The 15,467-nt window shown below is 43.4% G+C and carries 17 protein-coding genes; 13 read left to right on the top strand and 4 right to left on the bottom strand.

Annotation, left to right across the window (positions count from 1 at the left end; translation table 11 throughout):
- Positions 1–41: 41 nt before the first annotated feature.
- The 13 genes from BacF7301_RS25910 (at position 42) to BacF7301_RS07400 (ending at position 10,144) form a co-directional block, all read left to right on the top strand.
- Positions 42–170, top strand: a complete 129-nt coding sequence (locus tag BacF7301_RS25910) for a hypothetical protein (RefSeq protein WP_369805644.1) — start codon at positions 42–44, stop codon at positions 168–170.
- A 390-nt stretch (positions 171–560) separates the two neighbouring features.
- Complete coding sequence (locus tag BacF7301_RS07455; RefSeq protein WP_167961638.1) at positions 561–908, top strand: hypothetical protein; 348 nt, start codon at positions 561–563, stop codon at positions 906–908.
- 62 nt (positions 909–970) lie between these two features.
- On the top strand, positions 971–1,288 hold the full coding sequence (locus BacF7301_RS07450; protein WP_167961636.1) for a hypothetical protein: 318 nt from the start codon (positions 971–973) through the stop codon (positions 1,286–1,288).
- Positions 1,289–1,338: 50 nt separating this feature from the next.
- A complete protein-coding gene (locus tag BacF7301_RS07445) occupies positions 1,339–2,010 on the top strand; it encodes a hypothetical protein (protein ID WP_167961634.1) in 672 nt (223 codons plus the stop codon).
- Positions 2,011–2,039: 29 nt separating this feature from the next.
- Complete coding sequence (locus BacF7301_RS07440) at positions 2,040–2,414, top strand: hypothetical protein (protein ID WP_167961633.1); 375 nt, start codon at positions 2,040–2,042, stop codon at positions 2,412–2,414.
- Between the two features lie 162 nt (positions 2,415–2,576).
- Positions 2,577–3,050 (top strand): arginine repressor, encoded by a 474-nt coding sequence (locus BacF7301_RS07435; RefSeq protein ID WP_044654752.1) that lies wholly within the window; start codon positions 2,577–2,579, stop codon positions 3,048–3,050.
- A gap of 25 nt (positions 3,051–3,075) precedes the next feature.
- Complete coding sequence (locus BacF7301_RS07430; RefSeq protein WP_167961631.1) at positions 3,076–3,654, top strand: GNAT family N-acetyltransferase; 579 nt, start codon at positions 3,076–3,078, stop codon at positions 3,652–3,654.
- A gap of 13 nt (positions 3,655–3,667) precedes the next feature.
- Positions 3,668–4,876, top strand: a complete 1,209-nt coding sequence (locus BacF7301_RS07425; protein WP_167961629.1) for an argininosuccinate synthase — start codon at positions 3,668–3,670, stop codon at positions 4,874–4,876.
- Positions 4,873–5,841: an N-acetyl-gamma-glutamyl-phosphate reductase gene (argC, locus tag BacF7301_RS07420; RefSeq protein ID WP_073346751.1), complete on the top strand. Its 969-nt coding sequence runs from the start codon at positions 4,873–4,875 to the stop codon at positions 5,839–5,841. The genes BacF7301_RS07425 and argC overlap by 4 nt, the downstream gene beginning before the upstream one ends.
- A 13-nt stretch (positions 5,842–5,854) precedes the next feature.
- Positions 5,855–6,976 carry an aspartate aminotransferase family protein gene (locus BacF7301_RS07415; protein WP_167961627.1) on the top strand — a complete coding sequence of 374 codons (1,122 nt, stop codon included), beginning with the start codon at positions 5,855–5,857 and terminating at the stop codon, positions 6,974–6,976.
- 137 nt (positions 6,977–7,113) lie between these two features.
- Positions 7,114–7,887 carry a pyrroline-5-carboxylate reductase gene (gene proC, locus BacF7301_RS07410; RefSeq protein WP_167961625.1) on the top strand — a complete coding sequence of 258 codons (774 nt, stop codon included), beginning with the start codon at positions 7,114–7,116 and terminating at the stop codon, positions 7,885–7,887.
- Positions 7,888–7,926: 39 nt separating this feature from the next.
- On the top strand, positions 7,927–8,481 hold the full coding sequence (locus BacF7301_RS07405; RefSeq protein WP_167961623.1) for a helix-turn-helix domain-containing protein: 555 nt from the start codon (positions 7,927–7,929) through the stop codon (positions 8,479–8,481).
- 7 nt (positions 8,482–8,488) lie between these two features.
- Complete coding sequence (locus BacF7301_RS07400) at positions 8,489–10,144, top strand: AMP-binding protein (protein WP_167961621.1); 1,656 nt, start codon at positions 8,489–8,491, stop codon at positions 10,142–10,144.
- A gap of 129 nt (positions 10,145–10,273) precedes the next feature.
- Here the strand turns inward: BacF7301_RS07400 and BacF7301_RS07395 are convergent, their stop codons facing one another.
- Genes BacF7301_RS07395 through BacF7301_RS07380 form a run of 4 tightly spaced genes read right to left on the bottom strand, consistent with a single transcriptional unit; the run spans position 10,274 to position 15,465 of the window.
- Complete coding sequence (locus BacF7301_RS07395) at positions 10,274–11,395, bottom strand: glycoside hydrolase family 88/105 protein (RefSeq protein ID WP_167967139.1); 1,122 nt, start codon at positions 11,393–11,395, stop codon at positions 10,274–10,276.
- Between the two features lie 13 nt (positions 11,396–11,408).
- Positions 11,409–12,635, bottom strand: a complete 1,227-nt coding sequence (locus BacF7301_RS07390; protein ID WP_167961619.1) for a glycoside hydrolase family 88 protein — start codon at positions 12,633–12,635, stop codon at positions 11,409–11,411.
- Positions 12,636–12,650: 15 nt separating this feature from the next.
- On the bottom strand, positions 12,651–13,769 hold the full coding sequence (locus BacF7301_RS07385) for an alginate lyase family protein (RefSeq protein ID WP_245208409.1): 1,119 nt from the start codon (positions 13,767–13,769) through the stop codon (positions 12,651–12,653).
- Positions 13,770–13,791: 22 nt separating this feature from the next.
- Entirely contained in the window at positions 13,792–15,465 is a 1,674-nt protein-coding gene (locus tag BacF7301_RS07380) for a RagB/SusD family nutrient uptake outer membrane protein (RefSeq protein ID WP_167961617.1), read from the bottom strand.
- Between the last annotated feature and the right edge of the window lie 2 nt (positions 15,466–15,467).

Here is a 15,467-nt window from a genome sequence, read left to right as displayed (position 1 = left end):
TCTGCTTTTAACCTTCCCAAACAGAAAAAGCCGCATTGCTAATGGTATGCTTCGACACAATCTACGACGGCACCCGTACTAAAACCATCGACACTATTAACACAAAGGCGAAAGAAGACTTTGAAAAAGAAAGGCTGAAGGTTGACATACGAATGCAGGGCTGGGAGTAGGGAACTAAACATTAATGATTATGATGGAAATTATGTTTACAAATTAAAATTTGCAATATGGTATTCAAGTCGATTATTAAATGTAAAAATATAAGCTATGAAGACATTTCTCAGTTGATTCATTATCAATGCATTATCAACATTATCGGTATTAGCCCAAATTTCAGGTCGTATAATAGACGAAGGCGATCAACCTTTGTCATTTGTAAATGTGCAACTATTATCTTTGCCTGATTCCACATTTATTACCGGTGCTATTAGCGATAAAAACGGAGCGTTTCATCTATCAGTATCTGATTTCAAAGAAAAGGTAGTATTAATACTGGAATAAAGAAAACGAAATTCTTTTCTTTTGAAGAAAGAGTAAAACTCAATTATCGTCATAAAAATTTGGATCTATTTACGTCTGTAAACTATGAAAACACGAAAGAATTGGATGATGAGACAGAAGATGTGACAATCTTCTCCGACCCGATTTGGAAGCTTAATGCCAAACTGAAAAGTAACATGCATAATGAAAATATAGATTCTAAAGTAGGAGCAAATTATAGGTGCAATGGAAACAATTTCATAGGAGCCATTTATGAATATTCGCATTCGCCCAAATCTCCTGCAAGGAATATAGAGGCTACTTACAAGACATTCGTCACTGATATCTTATATGATGAAGTAACTTCACGCGACTGGCAAAAAATACGGGAAGTTTTCATCGTATTAATTCGTATTACAATGGATTAATTGCGAAAAAAATACATGTAGATTTTAATTTCGATTTTTTATATGGAACAAATGACAATAAAATGAGGAATAATGAGGAGAGTGAAAAAGAAAATAATCGCATAATCACTTCCCTGGGAAATACCAAAAATGGATTATATTCAGGCAAACTAATATTGGGCTATTCTATTGGTAAGGGGATGCTTCAGTTCGGGGGAGAATATACAAATATTAGAAGAAAAGACCTCTATCAAAATAATGAATCTATCATTGACGATGCGGTAATAAAAACGAATGAACAGAAACATGAACAAAAACAGTCTGCGAATATCTTAAAATGGAGGATTTTCACCATACACACATATTCAATACCGCAAGTGCCGGTCCCCGATTCGCACTAAACTACCGGATAGGAAAATGTGCTGATGAGCTTGATCTTACCATGTATGTAATGAGAGCTTTAGGAATACCTGTGAGCATCGACTACTATCCGTTTTCTCCCGAATCGCTCAATAACCACTCATGGTGCGTGGTGCGGGATACTACCCAAGAGAATGTAACATTTTACTATTCAGAATATGTTCCCAAGCGCGGAGTCAGGGAAGGAGAATTTCGTAAAATGTGCATAATGTATCGGAGAACGTATGCTAAACAGCCGGATGGCACATACCAAAAAGATGTAAGTGACGAATATTTCAAAGACACCCTAACGATACAAGTTTCTGATGCCGAAAAAAATGCTGATTTATATTTGGGAGTGTTCAATCGGGATAAAGTTATCCCGTTGGCCAAGTCCACCGTCAATGGAAATAATGTGTCATTCGGCTATGTAGAAGATAATTGCATCTATATCATTTTATCAAAAGTGGGGAAAAATACATCCCTTTCACCGATCCATTTATATTTGATGGGAAACAGTTCAATTATTTTTCAACAGATAATAAAGGAAGCAAATCGGAAGATATTAAGATTTACCGAAAGTTCCCGTTTTTTTGCATGGAATAAGGATAGGATGTACAGAATTGTAGATTCTAATTTGAGGGAAGTAATACGATTGATTTCAGCCATCCTGAAATGCTATACCATATATGTGATACGCCTAAAGTTTGCTATAATGAATTGATGGTGCAGAATAAACAAAAATACCGCTATGTGCGATACAAAGTCAGGGAGGATTCTTTTCTCGAATTAGCAGAACTACACTTTTATCAAGACCGGCAAGAGGTGAAACCTGTAAATATAGTCGCATGCGAACCATATTATGCTAATGACGATGAATTTAAACTGGCGAATTGCTTCGATTATGACCCACTCACCTATTTTCTGTCTAAGACAGAAGGACAGGAACTTATTTTTGACTTTGGTTCAGAAGTCTTGATTAATAAGATTTTATGTATTCCACGCAACGACGACAATTTTATCCGTCCGGGAGATACCTATGAACTCTTTTATTGGGGAAAAGAGGAAGAAGTATTTTTCTTGAGAGATGGAGAACAATTTTTTGTTAATAGTTTGCCAATAGACTAACCTTTAGCATCACATAAATCAAATAGCAATACTGGCATACAAGCTATCTTCCACAAAATAATATCCTGTTTTTTTTGCGCTTTTATGCAAAAAAATAGGATATTATGCATATTTTCTCCCAAATAATGCATACTTTTGCAGCGTTATTAGAATAATTATGCAATGAAGAAGAAAGCAAATCGGTTAGACGCCATCAAAATGATTATCTCAAGCAAAGAGGTCGGCTCGCAGGAAGAACTGCTGCAAGAGTTGAACCGCGAAGGCTTCGAACTGACTCAGGCCACCCTCTCCCGCGACTTGAAACAACTGAAAGTAGCCAAAGCTGCCAGTATGAACGGAAAGTATGTATATGTACTGCCGAACAACATTATGTATAAACGTTCTACCGACCAAAGTGCCGGCGACATGTTACGCAATAACGGATTTATCTCTTTGCAGTTCTCCGGCAACATCGCCGTTATCCGCACCCGTCCCGGTTATGCCAGTAGCATGGCTTATGACATCGACAACAATGAGTTCACCGAAATTCTCGGAACCATTGCCGGAGACGATACGATCATGTTAGTGCTTCGTGAAGGAGTTGCCACAAGCAAGATACGCCAGCTTTTGTCACTCATCATCCCGAATATCGAATAATTATACCTATATTATATATAAAGAAATGGACACTCAACAAATAGATGTTATGGTAGCCGACGCCTCACATGAGGTTTACGTTGACACTATTTTGGAAACTATCAGAAATGCTGCCGCCGTACGAGGAACAGGAATCGCGGAACGCACACACGAATACGTAGCGACAAAAATGAGAGAAGGAAAAGCTATTATTGCACTCCGTGGAGAAGAATTCGCAGGATTCACCTACATCGAGTCATGGGGAAACAAGCAATATGTAGCCACTTCCGGTCTGATTGTTCATCCCGATTTCCGTGGTTTAGGGTTGGCAAAGCGTATCAAACAGGCTTCTTTCCAACTGGCACGTCTCCGATGGCCGAAGGCGAAAATATTCAGTCTGACTTCCGGTGCAGCCGTGATGAAGATGAATACGGAACTGGGCTACGTTCCTGTCACTTTCAACGAATTGACAGACGACGAATCTTTCTGGAAAGGATGCGAAGGATGCACCAATCATGACATCCTGGTAGCCAAAAATCGTAAGTTCTGCATCTGCACAGCCATGCTGTACGACCCGACAGACCCGAAGAACATTAAAAAAGAACAAGAAAGAAATAACATTTAAAATATACAGCACTATGGAAGAGAAGAAGAAAAAAGTAGTGGTGGCATTCAGCGGCGGACTGGACACATCGTTCACCGTTATGTACCTCGCCAAAGAAAAAGGTTACGAAGTATATGCAGCTTGTGCCAATACGGGCGGTTTCAGCGAAGAACAGTTGAAAACGAACGAAGAAAACGCCTACAAACTGGGAGCAGTAAAATACGTAACACTGGACGTTACTCAGGAATACTACGAAAAGAGTCTGAAATATATGGTTTTCGGTAATGTGCTGCGCAACGGTACTTATCCGATTTCGGTTAGCTCCGAACGTATCTTCCAGGGACTTGCCATTGCCCGCTATGCCAACGAAATAGGCGCGGACGCTGTCGCCCACGGTTCTACCGGAGCAGGTAACGACCAGATTCGTTTTGACATGACTTTCCTCGTGCTGGCCCCGAATGTGGAAATCATCACACTGACCCGTGATATGGCATTGAGCCGTCAGGAAGAAATCGACTACCTGAACAAACACGGTTTCAGCGCTGACTTCACCAAACTGAAATATTCGTATAACGTAGGTCTGTGGGGAACCTCCATCTGTGGTGGCGAAATACTCGACTCCGCACAAGGACTGCCTGAAACGGCTTACCTGAAACACGTTGAAAAAGAAGGCAGCGAACAGCTCCGCCTGACTTTCGAAAAAGGTGAATTGAAAGCTGTCAACGACGAGACATTCGACGACCCGATCAAAGCGATTCAGAAAGTGGAAGAAATTGGTGCCGCATACGGTATCGGTCGCGATATGCACGTAGGCGATACCATCATCGGTATCAAAGGCCGTGTAGGTTTCGAAGCCGCTGCTCCGATGTTGATTATCGGTGCTCACCGCTTCCTCGAAAAATACACATTGAGCAAATGGCAACAGTATTGGAAAGACCAGGTAGCCAACTGGTACGGTATGTTCCTGCACGAAAGCCAGTATCTGGAACCGGTTATGCGCGACATCGAAGCAATGTTGCAGGAAAGTCAGCGTAACGTGAACGGTACGGCTATCCTCGAACTCCGTCCGCTTTCTTTCTCTACCGTAGGCGTGGAATCGGAAGACGACCTTGTGAAAACTAAATTCGGAGAATACGGTGAGATGCAGAAAGGCTGGACAGCCGAAGACGCGAAAGGCTTTATCAAAGTGACCTCTACTCCGCTGCGTGTTTACTATAACAACCATAAAGACGAAGAGATATGATTAAAGCAGGAATCATTGGTGGCGCAGGATATACGGCAGGCGAATTAATCCGCCTGCTGCTCAACCATCCGGAGACTGAAATCGTATTTATCAACAGCAGCAGTAATGCCGGAAACAGAATCACCGACGTACACGAAGGCTTGTACGGGGAAACAGACTTGAGATTCACCGACCAGTTACCTCTGGACGAAATCGACGTTCTTTTCTTCTGCACAGCCCACGGCGACACGAAGAAATTCATGGAAAGCCACAACATACCGGAAGACTTGAAGATTATCGACCTCTCCATGGACTACCGTATCAAGAGTGACGACCACGACTTCATCTACGGCCTGCCGGAACTGAACCGCCGCGCCACCTGTACGGCAAAGCATGTAGCCAACCCCGGTTGTTTTGCCACTTGCATCCAACTCGGTCTGCTCCCGCTAGCCAAGAACCTGATGTTGACAGACGATATTTCTGTAAATGCCATTACAGGAAGTACCGGAGCCGGAGTGAAACCGGGAGCTACCAGTCATTTCAGTTGGAGAAACAATAACATGAGTGTGTACAAAGCATTCGACCACCAGCACGTGCCGGAAATCAAACAATCGCTGCAACAGTTGCAGAACAGTTTTGATTCCGACATAGACTTTATTCCGTACCGTGGAGATTTCCCGCGCGGCATCTTCGCCACCCTCGTGGTAAAGACGAAAGTATCACTGGAAGAAATCGTCCGCATGTATGAAGAGTATTATGCGAAGGATTCATTTGTACATATCGTAGACAAGAATATAGACCTCAAACAAGTAGTCAACACCAACAAGTGTCTGATACATCTTGAGAAGCATGGCGACAAGCTATTGATTATCTCCTGTATCGACAACCTGCTGAAAGGTGCCAGCGGACAGGCGGTTCACAACATGAACCTGATGTTCAACCTGGAAGAGACGGTAGGACTGCGTTTAAAACCTTCAGCTTTTTAAAAACAGAAGAATTATGAAATTATTCGACGTATATCCTTTATATAATATCAATATAGTCAAGGGAAAAGGTTGCAAAGTCTGGGACGAGAACGGGACGGAATACTTAGACCTTTACGGCGGACACGCCGTCATCTCCATCGGACACGCACACCCTCACTATGTAGAGATGATTAGCAACCAGGTAGCCAATCTTGGTTTCTACTCGAACTCGGTAATCAACAAGCTGCAACAACAGGTAGCCGAACGGCTGGGAAAGATTTCCGGCTATGAGGATTACAGCCTGTTCCTTATCAACAGCGGTGCCGAAGCGAATGAGAACGCGCTGAAACTGGCTTCTTTCTACAACGGACGTACCAAAGTGGTTTCTTTCACCAAAGCCTTCCACGGACGTACATCACTGGCAGTAGAAGCAACCAACAATCCGTCCATCATCGCTCCTATCAACAACAACGGTCACGTTGTCTATCTTCCTCTGAATGACACCGAAGCCATGAAGCAGGAATTGTCTAAAGGAGACGTATGCGCCGTTATCATTGAAGGAATACAAGGTGTAGGCGGCATCAAGATACCGACTACCGAATTTATGCAGGAACTCCGCAAGGCATGTACCGAAACGGGCACTATCCTGATTCTCGACGAGATACAGAGCGGATACGGACGTAGCGGAAAGTTCTTCGCCCACCAGTACAATGACATCAAACCGGACATTATCACCGTAGCCAAAGGTATCGGAAACGGATTCCCGATGGCGGGTGTTCTTATCAGTCCGATGTTCAAGCCTGTGTACGGACAGCTAGGAACCACTTTCGGCGGAAACCATCTGGCATGCTCGGCAGCCCTCGCCGTAATGGACGTTATCGAACAGGAAAACCTGGTAGAAAACGCGGCTAAAGTAGGTAACTACTTGCTGGAAGAGTTGAAGAAATTCCCGCAAATCAAAGAAGTACGCGGACGCGGGCTTATGATTGGACTCGAATTTGAAAACCCCATCAAGGAATTGCGCAGCCGTCTCATCTATGACGAGCACGTGTTCACGGGAGCAAGCGGTACGAACGTACTGCGTCTTCTGCCGCCTCTCTGCCTCAGCATGGAAGAAGCAGACGAGTTCCTCGCGCGCTTCAAGAAGGTACTCTAACCGCTCATTTGATTAATAAACAGCCAACGATAAAAGCAGTCTCTATCAGAAATTTATTTCTTATTCAGGCTGCTTTTTGTTTTTTCGCAATTTACCGTTACCTTTGTCTATGACAACTCATTAAAAACAAGCGTAATATGAAAATAGCTATCATCGGTGCAGGCAATATGGGCGGTTCCATCGCTCGCGGCCTGGCAAAAGGAAGTCTGATAGAGGACTCGGATATCATCGTATCCAACCCCAGTGCAGGCAAACTGGAACTATTGAAAAAAGAATTTCCGGGTATCTCTACAACTCACAACAATGCCGAAGCGGCACTGGGAGCAGACATCGTTATCCTTGCCGTAAAGCCTTGGTTCATGCAACCCGTAATGCGCGAGTTGAAACTAAAAAGCAAACAGATACTTATCTCGGTAGCCGCCGGCATCAGTTTCGAGGAACTGGCGCATTATGTGGTATCACCGGAAATGCCGATGTTCCGCCTTATCCCCAACACCGCTATCAGCGAACTGGAAAGCATGACACTCGTTGCCGCACGAAATACCAACGACGAACAGGATAAATTCATTCTCCAACTGTTCAGAGAAATGGGAACAGTGATGCTTATCCCCGAAGACAAGATATCAGCAGCCACCGCACTGGCTTCCTGCGGCATCGCCTACGTGCTGAAATACGTGCAGGCAGCCATGCAGGCCGGCATCGAAATGGGTATCCGCCCGAAAGACGCAATGACCATGGTAGCGCAATCACTGAAAGGAGCCGCCGCACTGATTCTGAACAATGACACCCACCCCAGCGTAGAAATCGACAAGGTGACTACTCCGGGCGGAATCACCATCAAAGGAATCAATGAACTGGAACACAACGGCTTTACTTCCGCTATCATCCAGGCAATGAAGGCATCCAAATAATACCATAAAATTATTAATTATAAAATACCAACCACTTGTATGAATGACCAAATTAAACAGATAGCAGAACGCCTTCGCGGATTGCGTGATGTACTGGAACTGACTTCTGAGGACATTGCCCGCGACAGCGACATCTCTGCTGAAGAATACCGACTTGCAGAAACAGGAGAATACGACATTTCTGTCAGCATGCTGCAGAAGATTGCACGTACGTATAATGTTGCCCTCGACGCCCTGATGTTCGGCGAAGAACCTAAGATGAGCAGTTATTTCGTAACCCGTGCCGGCAAGGGAATCAGCATTGAACGTACGAAAGCCTATAAATACCAGTCACTGGCATCGGGCTTCATGAACCGCACTGCCGACCCGTTCATCGTTACCGTTGAACCGAAAGGGGACGACGAGCCTATCCACTACAACAAACATAACGGACAAGAATTCAACCTTGTGATTGAAGGACGTATGCTCATCAATATCGAAGGCAAAGAAATCATCCTCAACCAAGGAGACAGTATCTATTTTAATTCTAAACTCCCACATGGCATGAAAGCGCTCGATGGCAAAACGGTACGTTTTCTGGCAGTAATTATGTAATAACATCATGGTAGAAAGATTTTTATCACAGACCTCTTTCAGCTCACAAGAGGACTTCAACAAGAACTTGAAAATAAACGTCCCGGAGAATTTCAACTTCGGTTATGACGTAGTAGACGCCTGGGCTGCCGAACAACCCGACAAGAACGCCTTGCTCTGGACAAACGACAAAGGCGAGAGCCGCCAGTTCTCATTTGCCGACATGAAGCGCTATACGGACATGACCGCCTCGTACTTCCAAAGTCTGGGCATCGGTCGCGGTGACATGGTGATGCTGATTCTGAAACGCCGTTACGAGTTCTGGTATAGCACCATCGCCCTTCACAAGCTGGGAGCAACCGTCATCCCCGCCACTCATCTATTGACAAAAAAGGATATTATCTACCGTTGCAACGCCGCTGACATCAAAATGATTGTAGCCGCCGGTGAAGGAATTATCCTGCAACATATCAAAGATGCCCTGTCCGACTGCCCGACTGTCGAGAAACTGGTCAGTGTCGGCCCGGAAATCCCCGAAGGTTTCGAAGATTTCCATCAGGGAATAGAGAATGCCGCTCCGTTCGTACGTCCGAGACATGCAAATACCAACGATGATATTTCGCTGATGTATTTCACTTCCGGCACTACCGGCGAACCTAAAATGGTGGCACATGACTTCACTTATCCGTTAGGCCATATCGTTACAGGCAGCTTCTGGCACAATCTGGACGAGAACAGCCTTCATCTTACCATCGCCGACACAGGTTGGGGAAAAGCCGTATGGGGCAAACTTTACGGACAATGGATTGCCGGAGCCAACATCTTCGTGTATGACCACGAGAAATTCACTCCCGCCGCTATTTTGGAAATGATACAGAATTATCATGTCACTTCCCTCTGTGCGCCGCCTACCATCTTCCGCTTCCTGATTCACGAAGACCTGACGAAGTTCGACTTGTCTTCACTCAAATACTGTACGATTGCCGGTGAAGCTCTGAATCCTGCCGTATTCGAGACATTCAAGAAACTGACAGGTATCAAACTGATGGAAGGTTTCGGACAAACGGAAACTACCCTGACTATCGCCACCATGCCTTGGATGGAACCGAAACCGGGAAGCATGGGACTGCCGAATCCACAATACGATGTTGACTTGATTGACCACGAAGGCCGTTCGGTTGAAGCCGGTGAGCAGGGACAAATCGTAATCCGCACCAGCAATGGCAAACCTCTCGGACTTTTCAAAGAGTACTACCGCGATGCGGAACGTACACACGAAGCTTGGCATGACGGCATCTATTATACAGGAGACGTTGCCTGGAAAGACGAAGACGGTTATCTCTGGTTCGTAGGTCGTGCGGATGATGTTATCAAGAGCTCCGGTTACCGCATCGGCCCGTTCGAAGTGGAAAGTGCCTTGATGACTCACCCGGCTGTCGTGGAATGTGCCATCACCGGAGTACCCGACGAAATTCGCGGACAAGTAGTAAAAGCTACAATTGTTCTATCCAGAGACTATAAGAACCGTGCCGGAGAAGAACTGATTAAGGAATTGCAGAACCATGTGAAGAAAGTGACTGCTCCTTATAAATATCCGCGTGTGATTGAATTCGTGGAAGAACTCCCGAAGACTATCAGCGGTAAGATCCGCCGTGTGGAGATTCGTCAGAATGATGAGAAGTAAGTAAAAAATAGCCAATTCACTGATATATTTTCCCCTTTAGCTATCTCCTTGGATAGCTAAAGGGGGATTTTTATGGCTAATACTACAAGATGGTCTATTTATAGTTAGTTAATTCGGCGTAAAAACAAATTAATTAATAATAGAATCTTGTAACATACGGTAGATTTCCGTCCCAGCTAATAAAAAAGCTCCTGGACCATACACTTCGCTCATCTCACGTGTCACGTTCTTCGGATCAGCTCCAACAGGTTGCACATAACCCAATTTACCATCTTTCTCCACTGCTGAAAGTAATGCCCGCCATCCACTGGTCACAATTGGCAGAAATTGTTCTTTGGGAAGTAATCCCTCATTGATTCCATAAGCCAACGCATAAACAAAAAATCCGCTACAACTAGTTTCCGGAGATGGATAAGAATCAGGATCAAGAAGACTAGCATGCCAAAAGCCGTCAGAATTCTGTAACTCAGCTATCCGTCTACACATTTTTTGAAATAATTCCTGATAAAAAGGACGATATTTACTCTTTGCCGGAAATTCACGCAACATTTCAACTAGTCCACCCAATACCCAACCATTGCCACGTCCCCAAAAGACATTGGCTCCATTCGCTTCCTTCTTATCAAAATAGCGATGATCTCGATAGAATAAATTTTCCTCTTTATCAAAAAGATAGTCATAAGTCAGTTTATATTCCTTATCCATGAAACGGATAAACTTCTTATCTCCAGTTATATTGTATAAATGCAAATAAACGGGAGGAGCCATAAAAAGAGCATCACACCAAGTCCAATGTTCCAAAGTCGTCGCATCATGATAATCCAATTTAAATGAACCGGTAGGGGGATTCATTATTACCCACTCCGTACGTGCTAAAGTAGGAACAAGCATTTCCTGCTTTTTATATTTATCATACATATTTAAATACATCTGCGAAATACAAATATCATCTGCATGATACATACGTTGGTCTACCTGCCAATAGTTGCGACACCCCAAACGCATCAACCATTTATAATAAGAATCATCTTGAGTGGTTTGTTCGGCGACAGCCGCCCAGCGGGATACCCCCAAATAAAAAGTAGCATTTACCCAGTTCAATTCACTGTGATTTACCTCCCCCATATGAGCAATCTGCCAATCAGCTACCCGCTTCATAGATTGCCATACTTCCATTTTATCCATTGTTTGACCGTTCAGCACACTCAAAACATTGACGCTTAAAATAAAGAACAGGAACTTTTTCTTCATATCATCCATATCGCTATTTTTTGTTTTTATATCTCATCAATGCCTCCAAATAGTAATAATCGGCATACACTAACGGAACATCAATCTCCACTCCATGCGGAATACTCCCGACACTATGTTTTAATATGAAATTACAATTAGTTCCCGGCTCCGCCAAATATTCGGAAGAAGATAGAGATTGTAAAATATGTTCGGCAGCTTCAGCATACTTCTTTCCTTCCGTTACATACTCCGACAACTCCAGGAAAGCGGAAGCAGCAATTGCAGCCGCTGACGCATCACGAGGGATTACCTTAAAACGTTGAGGATCATAATTCCAATCCGGTATATAACCTTCCTGACCGGCATTGAAGTCCCAATAAGGTATGCCATCCTCAGGCAAACGGGGATGATTCAACCAAAAATCCGCAGTATGGACAGCCATATTCAGAAAGTCCGGATTCTTAGTTTCACGATAAGCCATCGTATAGCCATAAATAGCCCATGCCTGCCCGCGAGCCCAAGTGGAATTATCAGAGAATCCCTGACAAGTAGCCTTATGAAGTACTTCACCGGTTTCTTCATCATAATTCACTACATGGTAACTGCTATAATCATCGCGGAAGTGATTTCGGGCTGTCGTCGCCGCATGTTTATTCGCTACCTTCGCAAAGAGAGAATCTCCCGTCACTTTCGTTGCAAAATAGAGCAATTCGAGATTCATCATATTATCAATGATAACCGGAAAGAACCATTCATCCTTTCCATTCCAAGCTTTCCGATAATTCCAGGATTCGATACAACCGGTTTTTTCATTAAAACGTGTACATAAAGAACGGGCAGATTCGACCAGTACATCCTTATAAGCTTCATTTCCGGTCAGGCGGTAAGCATTACCGAAACTGCAATACATCAAAAAACCTATATCATGATGATTCGTCAATTTCTTTAATGGCTCCAACGCTTCTGTCCATTTCAGCGCAGACTGTTTCCAACTTTCATCCCTATTGTTTTCATATATATACCAAAGACATCCGGGATAAAATCCTTCTGTCCAATCATTCATCTTTGTCGTATAAAGTTCACCATTTCTAATAGTACGCGGGAAAGCAACAGGCTCCGGTACAGCTTTCAACTGGGCAGCCAATTGCCGCTCAGCCACAGAAAAAGCATTTTCGACCATGCCGCCCTGTTTCTTCTCCGTACAAGACAGACAACATACACTCACCAATAAAACGAATAACAATCCTATTTTACTCATAATTAATTTATTTCCTTATTTTCCATCATTCAACCATCGAAGAGCACTTAACGCAGAACGCCAGTTTATCCAGACATTTCCACCCCGGTACTTATCAAATATTTCCTTCAGGCTATCATCAAACTCATACAACTCATCCACTACATACAGAGTAGACGAAGGGTCGTAAGCCTTATTATAATCCTCTCTTTTCTTATCAGGCTCATACTCCGTATCCACAAATTCAACATGTCCGTATTTAGGAGTATTCATCATAAAGGGTTTCCAGAAGTCTACACACCTCTTTACCGAAGCTCCCCCGCCCACATTCTGCATATAGAAATTGTCAGCAGCATCATACCCCTCATACAATGCTATCAGATGTGCTATTTTTGCAAAAAAAGAAAGATCATACGCATGATAAGCAAATGCGTCACGCGCCAATAAATCCGTAGTAGTACCGTTGGGAAATAAATTTCCTTTCACCCATTCGGGATACGTACTTTTATACTTGTTTATCCATTTATTATCATTCAATACCAAGCCGTAGAGATAGTACTGCCGCAATAAACAGGTTCCCCAGTTGTTTCCTCGCAAGTCATTGTCTTTTTCAAACTGCGTCAAACGTTTTATCATCCATCCATCAATGAGCTGCCGGTTTTCTGCGGAAATAATATTCCGGATAAGCGAGTATCCTTCCACTGCCCACGAATACTTTTCTTCATGAATATTAGCTTTAGGCTCCGCTATATTTATCTTAGCCCATGCCGTAAGATAATCTACAGCCTTTTCCAAATATCGCTGGTCTTGGTTGAAAACATACATCACACATAAATAATAAATGGATTTCATTTCCTCATAGATGTTCACTCCCTGCTCATTGTTATTCGAAGAGACGGCGGCAACCGGCTGTTTACCGCTCGCCATCACCCTCTCTGCATATCCACGGATATGTTTGTCAAACATTGTTTTGAAAGTATTATCCCCTTCTTTCGAGAGTTCGGCTTTCAACCTATCATAATGTTCTCTTGCGATAACAGCATTAGGAAACATTTTGTCCAGTGCAGGCACTTCCTGCGAGTAGATTTTGGGGAAGAACAAAAACTCCCCCAAAATCACGATACTGAAAAGAATTGCTCTTTTTACCTTCATCATTCTATCTATAAAATGTTACTGTTTACCAACCTTCATTTTGTATCAGGTTCGTGTTTTTAAACCGTTCAGAATTAGAAATCGGATAAAAATACATGCAATCCCTAACTACACGTTCGCCATACAATTGTTTGTCATACAACATATCTGTTCCGTCTTTCCTTATCTGCACCTTATAGATTTCGGTTGTTTCATCCAGTTCTTTCCAGCGGCGTACATCCCAAAAACGATGTCCTTCAAATGCTAATTCCACGCGGCGCTCATTCTTCAAACGCTTTATAAAATCTTCCTTTGAAATATCATCCGGATAGGAAGGCATATCTACGTCATTACGACGACGAAGTTCATTTACCGCATCCAAAGCACTTATAGGATATTTATCCCCATCCTTATAGGACGGCGAGAATGCATTCGCCATCGCTTCGGCATAATTCAGAAGAATTTCTCCGTAACGGAACAAAATCCAGTTATGATGCTTTTTCGTAACCGTAGCTCCGGATTCAAAACTAATATCATTGTTGACATACTTTTTCAGATAATAACCCGTAACCGTAGCATTATTCAATGGTAACCCGTTGGCTCCACCTTCCCATATCTGCAATGCAGTCTTCGGCCACTCCATACCATTGTAAGCAATCGTCATCGCCAAGCGGGGATCTCTACCTGCATACGGATTCTTACGCATCGTCTCATTTCCCCAATCAAAAGGAGTTCCGTCAGCCTTCATTTCGTAAGCACTGACCAGATTCTCGGTCGGGCACGTAGAGGTCTTTCCACCCTGCACTCCCATAGGAAAATTACTCTGTTCGAAACTGCCGCTCTCCCCTACCGGACGTGCAAGAATAACTTCCTTTTCCTTATTGTTATCCTCATCAAACAAATCGGAATATTTACTCAATCCATATCCCAATGTTGACGCCTGACCAATAATCTCATAAGCCGCATCTGCCGCATTTTTCCATTTTTCCGGGCTATCTGACGAATAAAGAGGACTTGCCAGATAGAGCTTCAGACGAGAAGCCAAAGCCATAGCTGCTCCACGGGTGATACGCCCAGTCTCCTTGTCCATAAAACCGTCGCTAAAATTTGCCGGCAATATCTTTTTTAACTCGTCGCACTCATCCAGTATAAACTTGGCGACTTTCTCTAATGAAGCAGGTTCCACCCAATTGGCTTCTTCGGGAGTCAGCACTTTGTCCACCAAGGGGACATTTTTATAACGTTTTATCAACTCAAAATAATAATATGCACGTAAGAAACGTACTTCATGTTTGTAATATTCGAAACTTTTCATCCAAGCTTCGTAATTATCATTAAACTTCCAATCTTCAAAAGTCAATCCTTCCGCCTCTTTCAGATAAAGATTAGCAGCACGTATGCCTTCATAGTAGTGACTCCAAACATCATCTACTACAGAGTTTGCCCCCCATGTTCCATCTACAAAACGCTGAATCTTAGACGTTCTATATACATGCACTGCATCATCGGTAGCAGCGTCAAGCATAGCTCCATCAATATTGCAGAACCCGTTCGGCAGAAAACTATATACATGCGTAGCCATTTGTTTCGTCCGTTCATAACTAACAATAATGTCTTCTTTCTTATAATCCGACGACTCGTCACAATCAATGAAATCGCATCCGGTAAGTGATCCAGCCAACAGCCCCACCACATAATATTTCAGTATTATCTTTTTCATCT

Source organism: Bacteroides faecium (assembly GCF_012113595.1).
Taxonomy (GTDB): domain Bacteria; phylum Bacteroidota; class Bacteroidia; order Bacteroidales; family Bacteroidaceae; genus Bacteroides; species Bacteroides faecium.
This window is presented reverse-complemented; position numbering and strand designations above follow the sequence as displayed.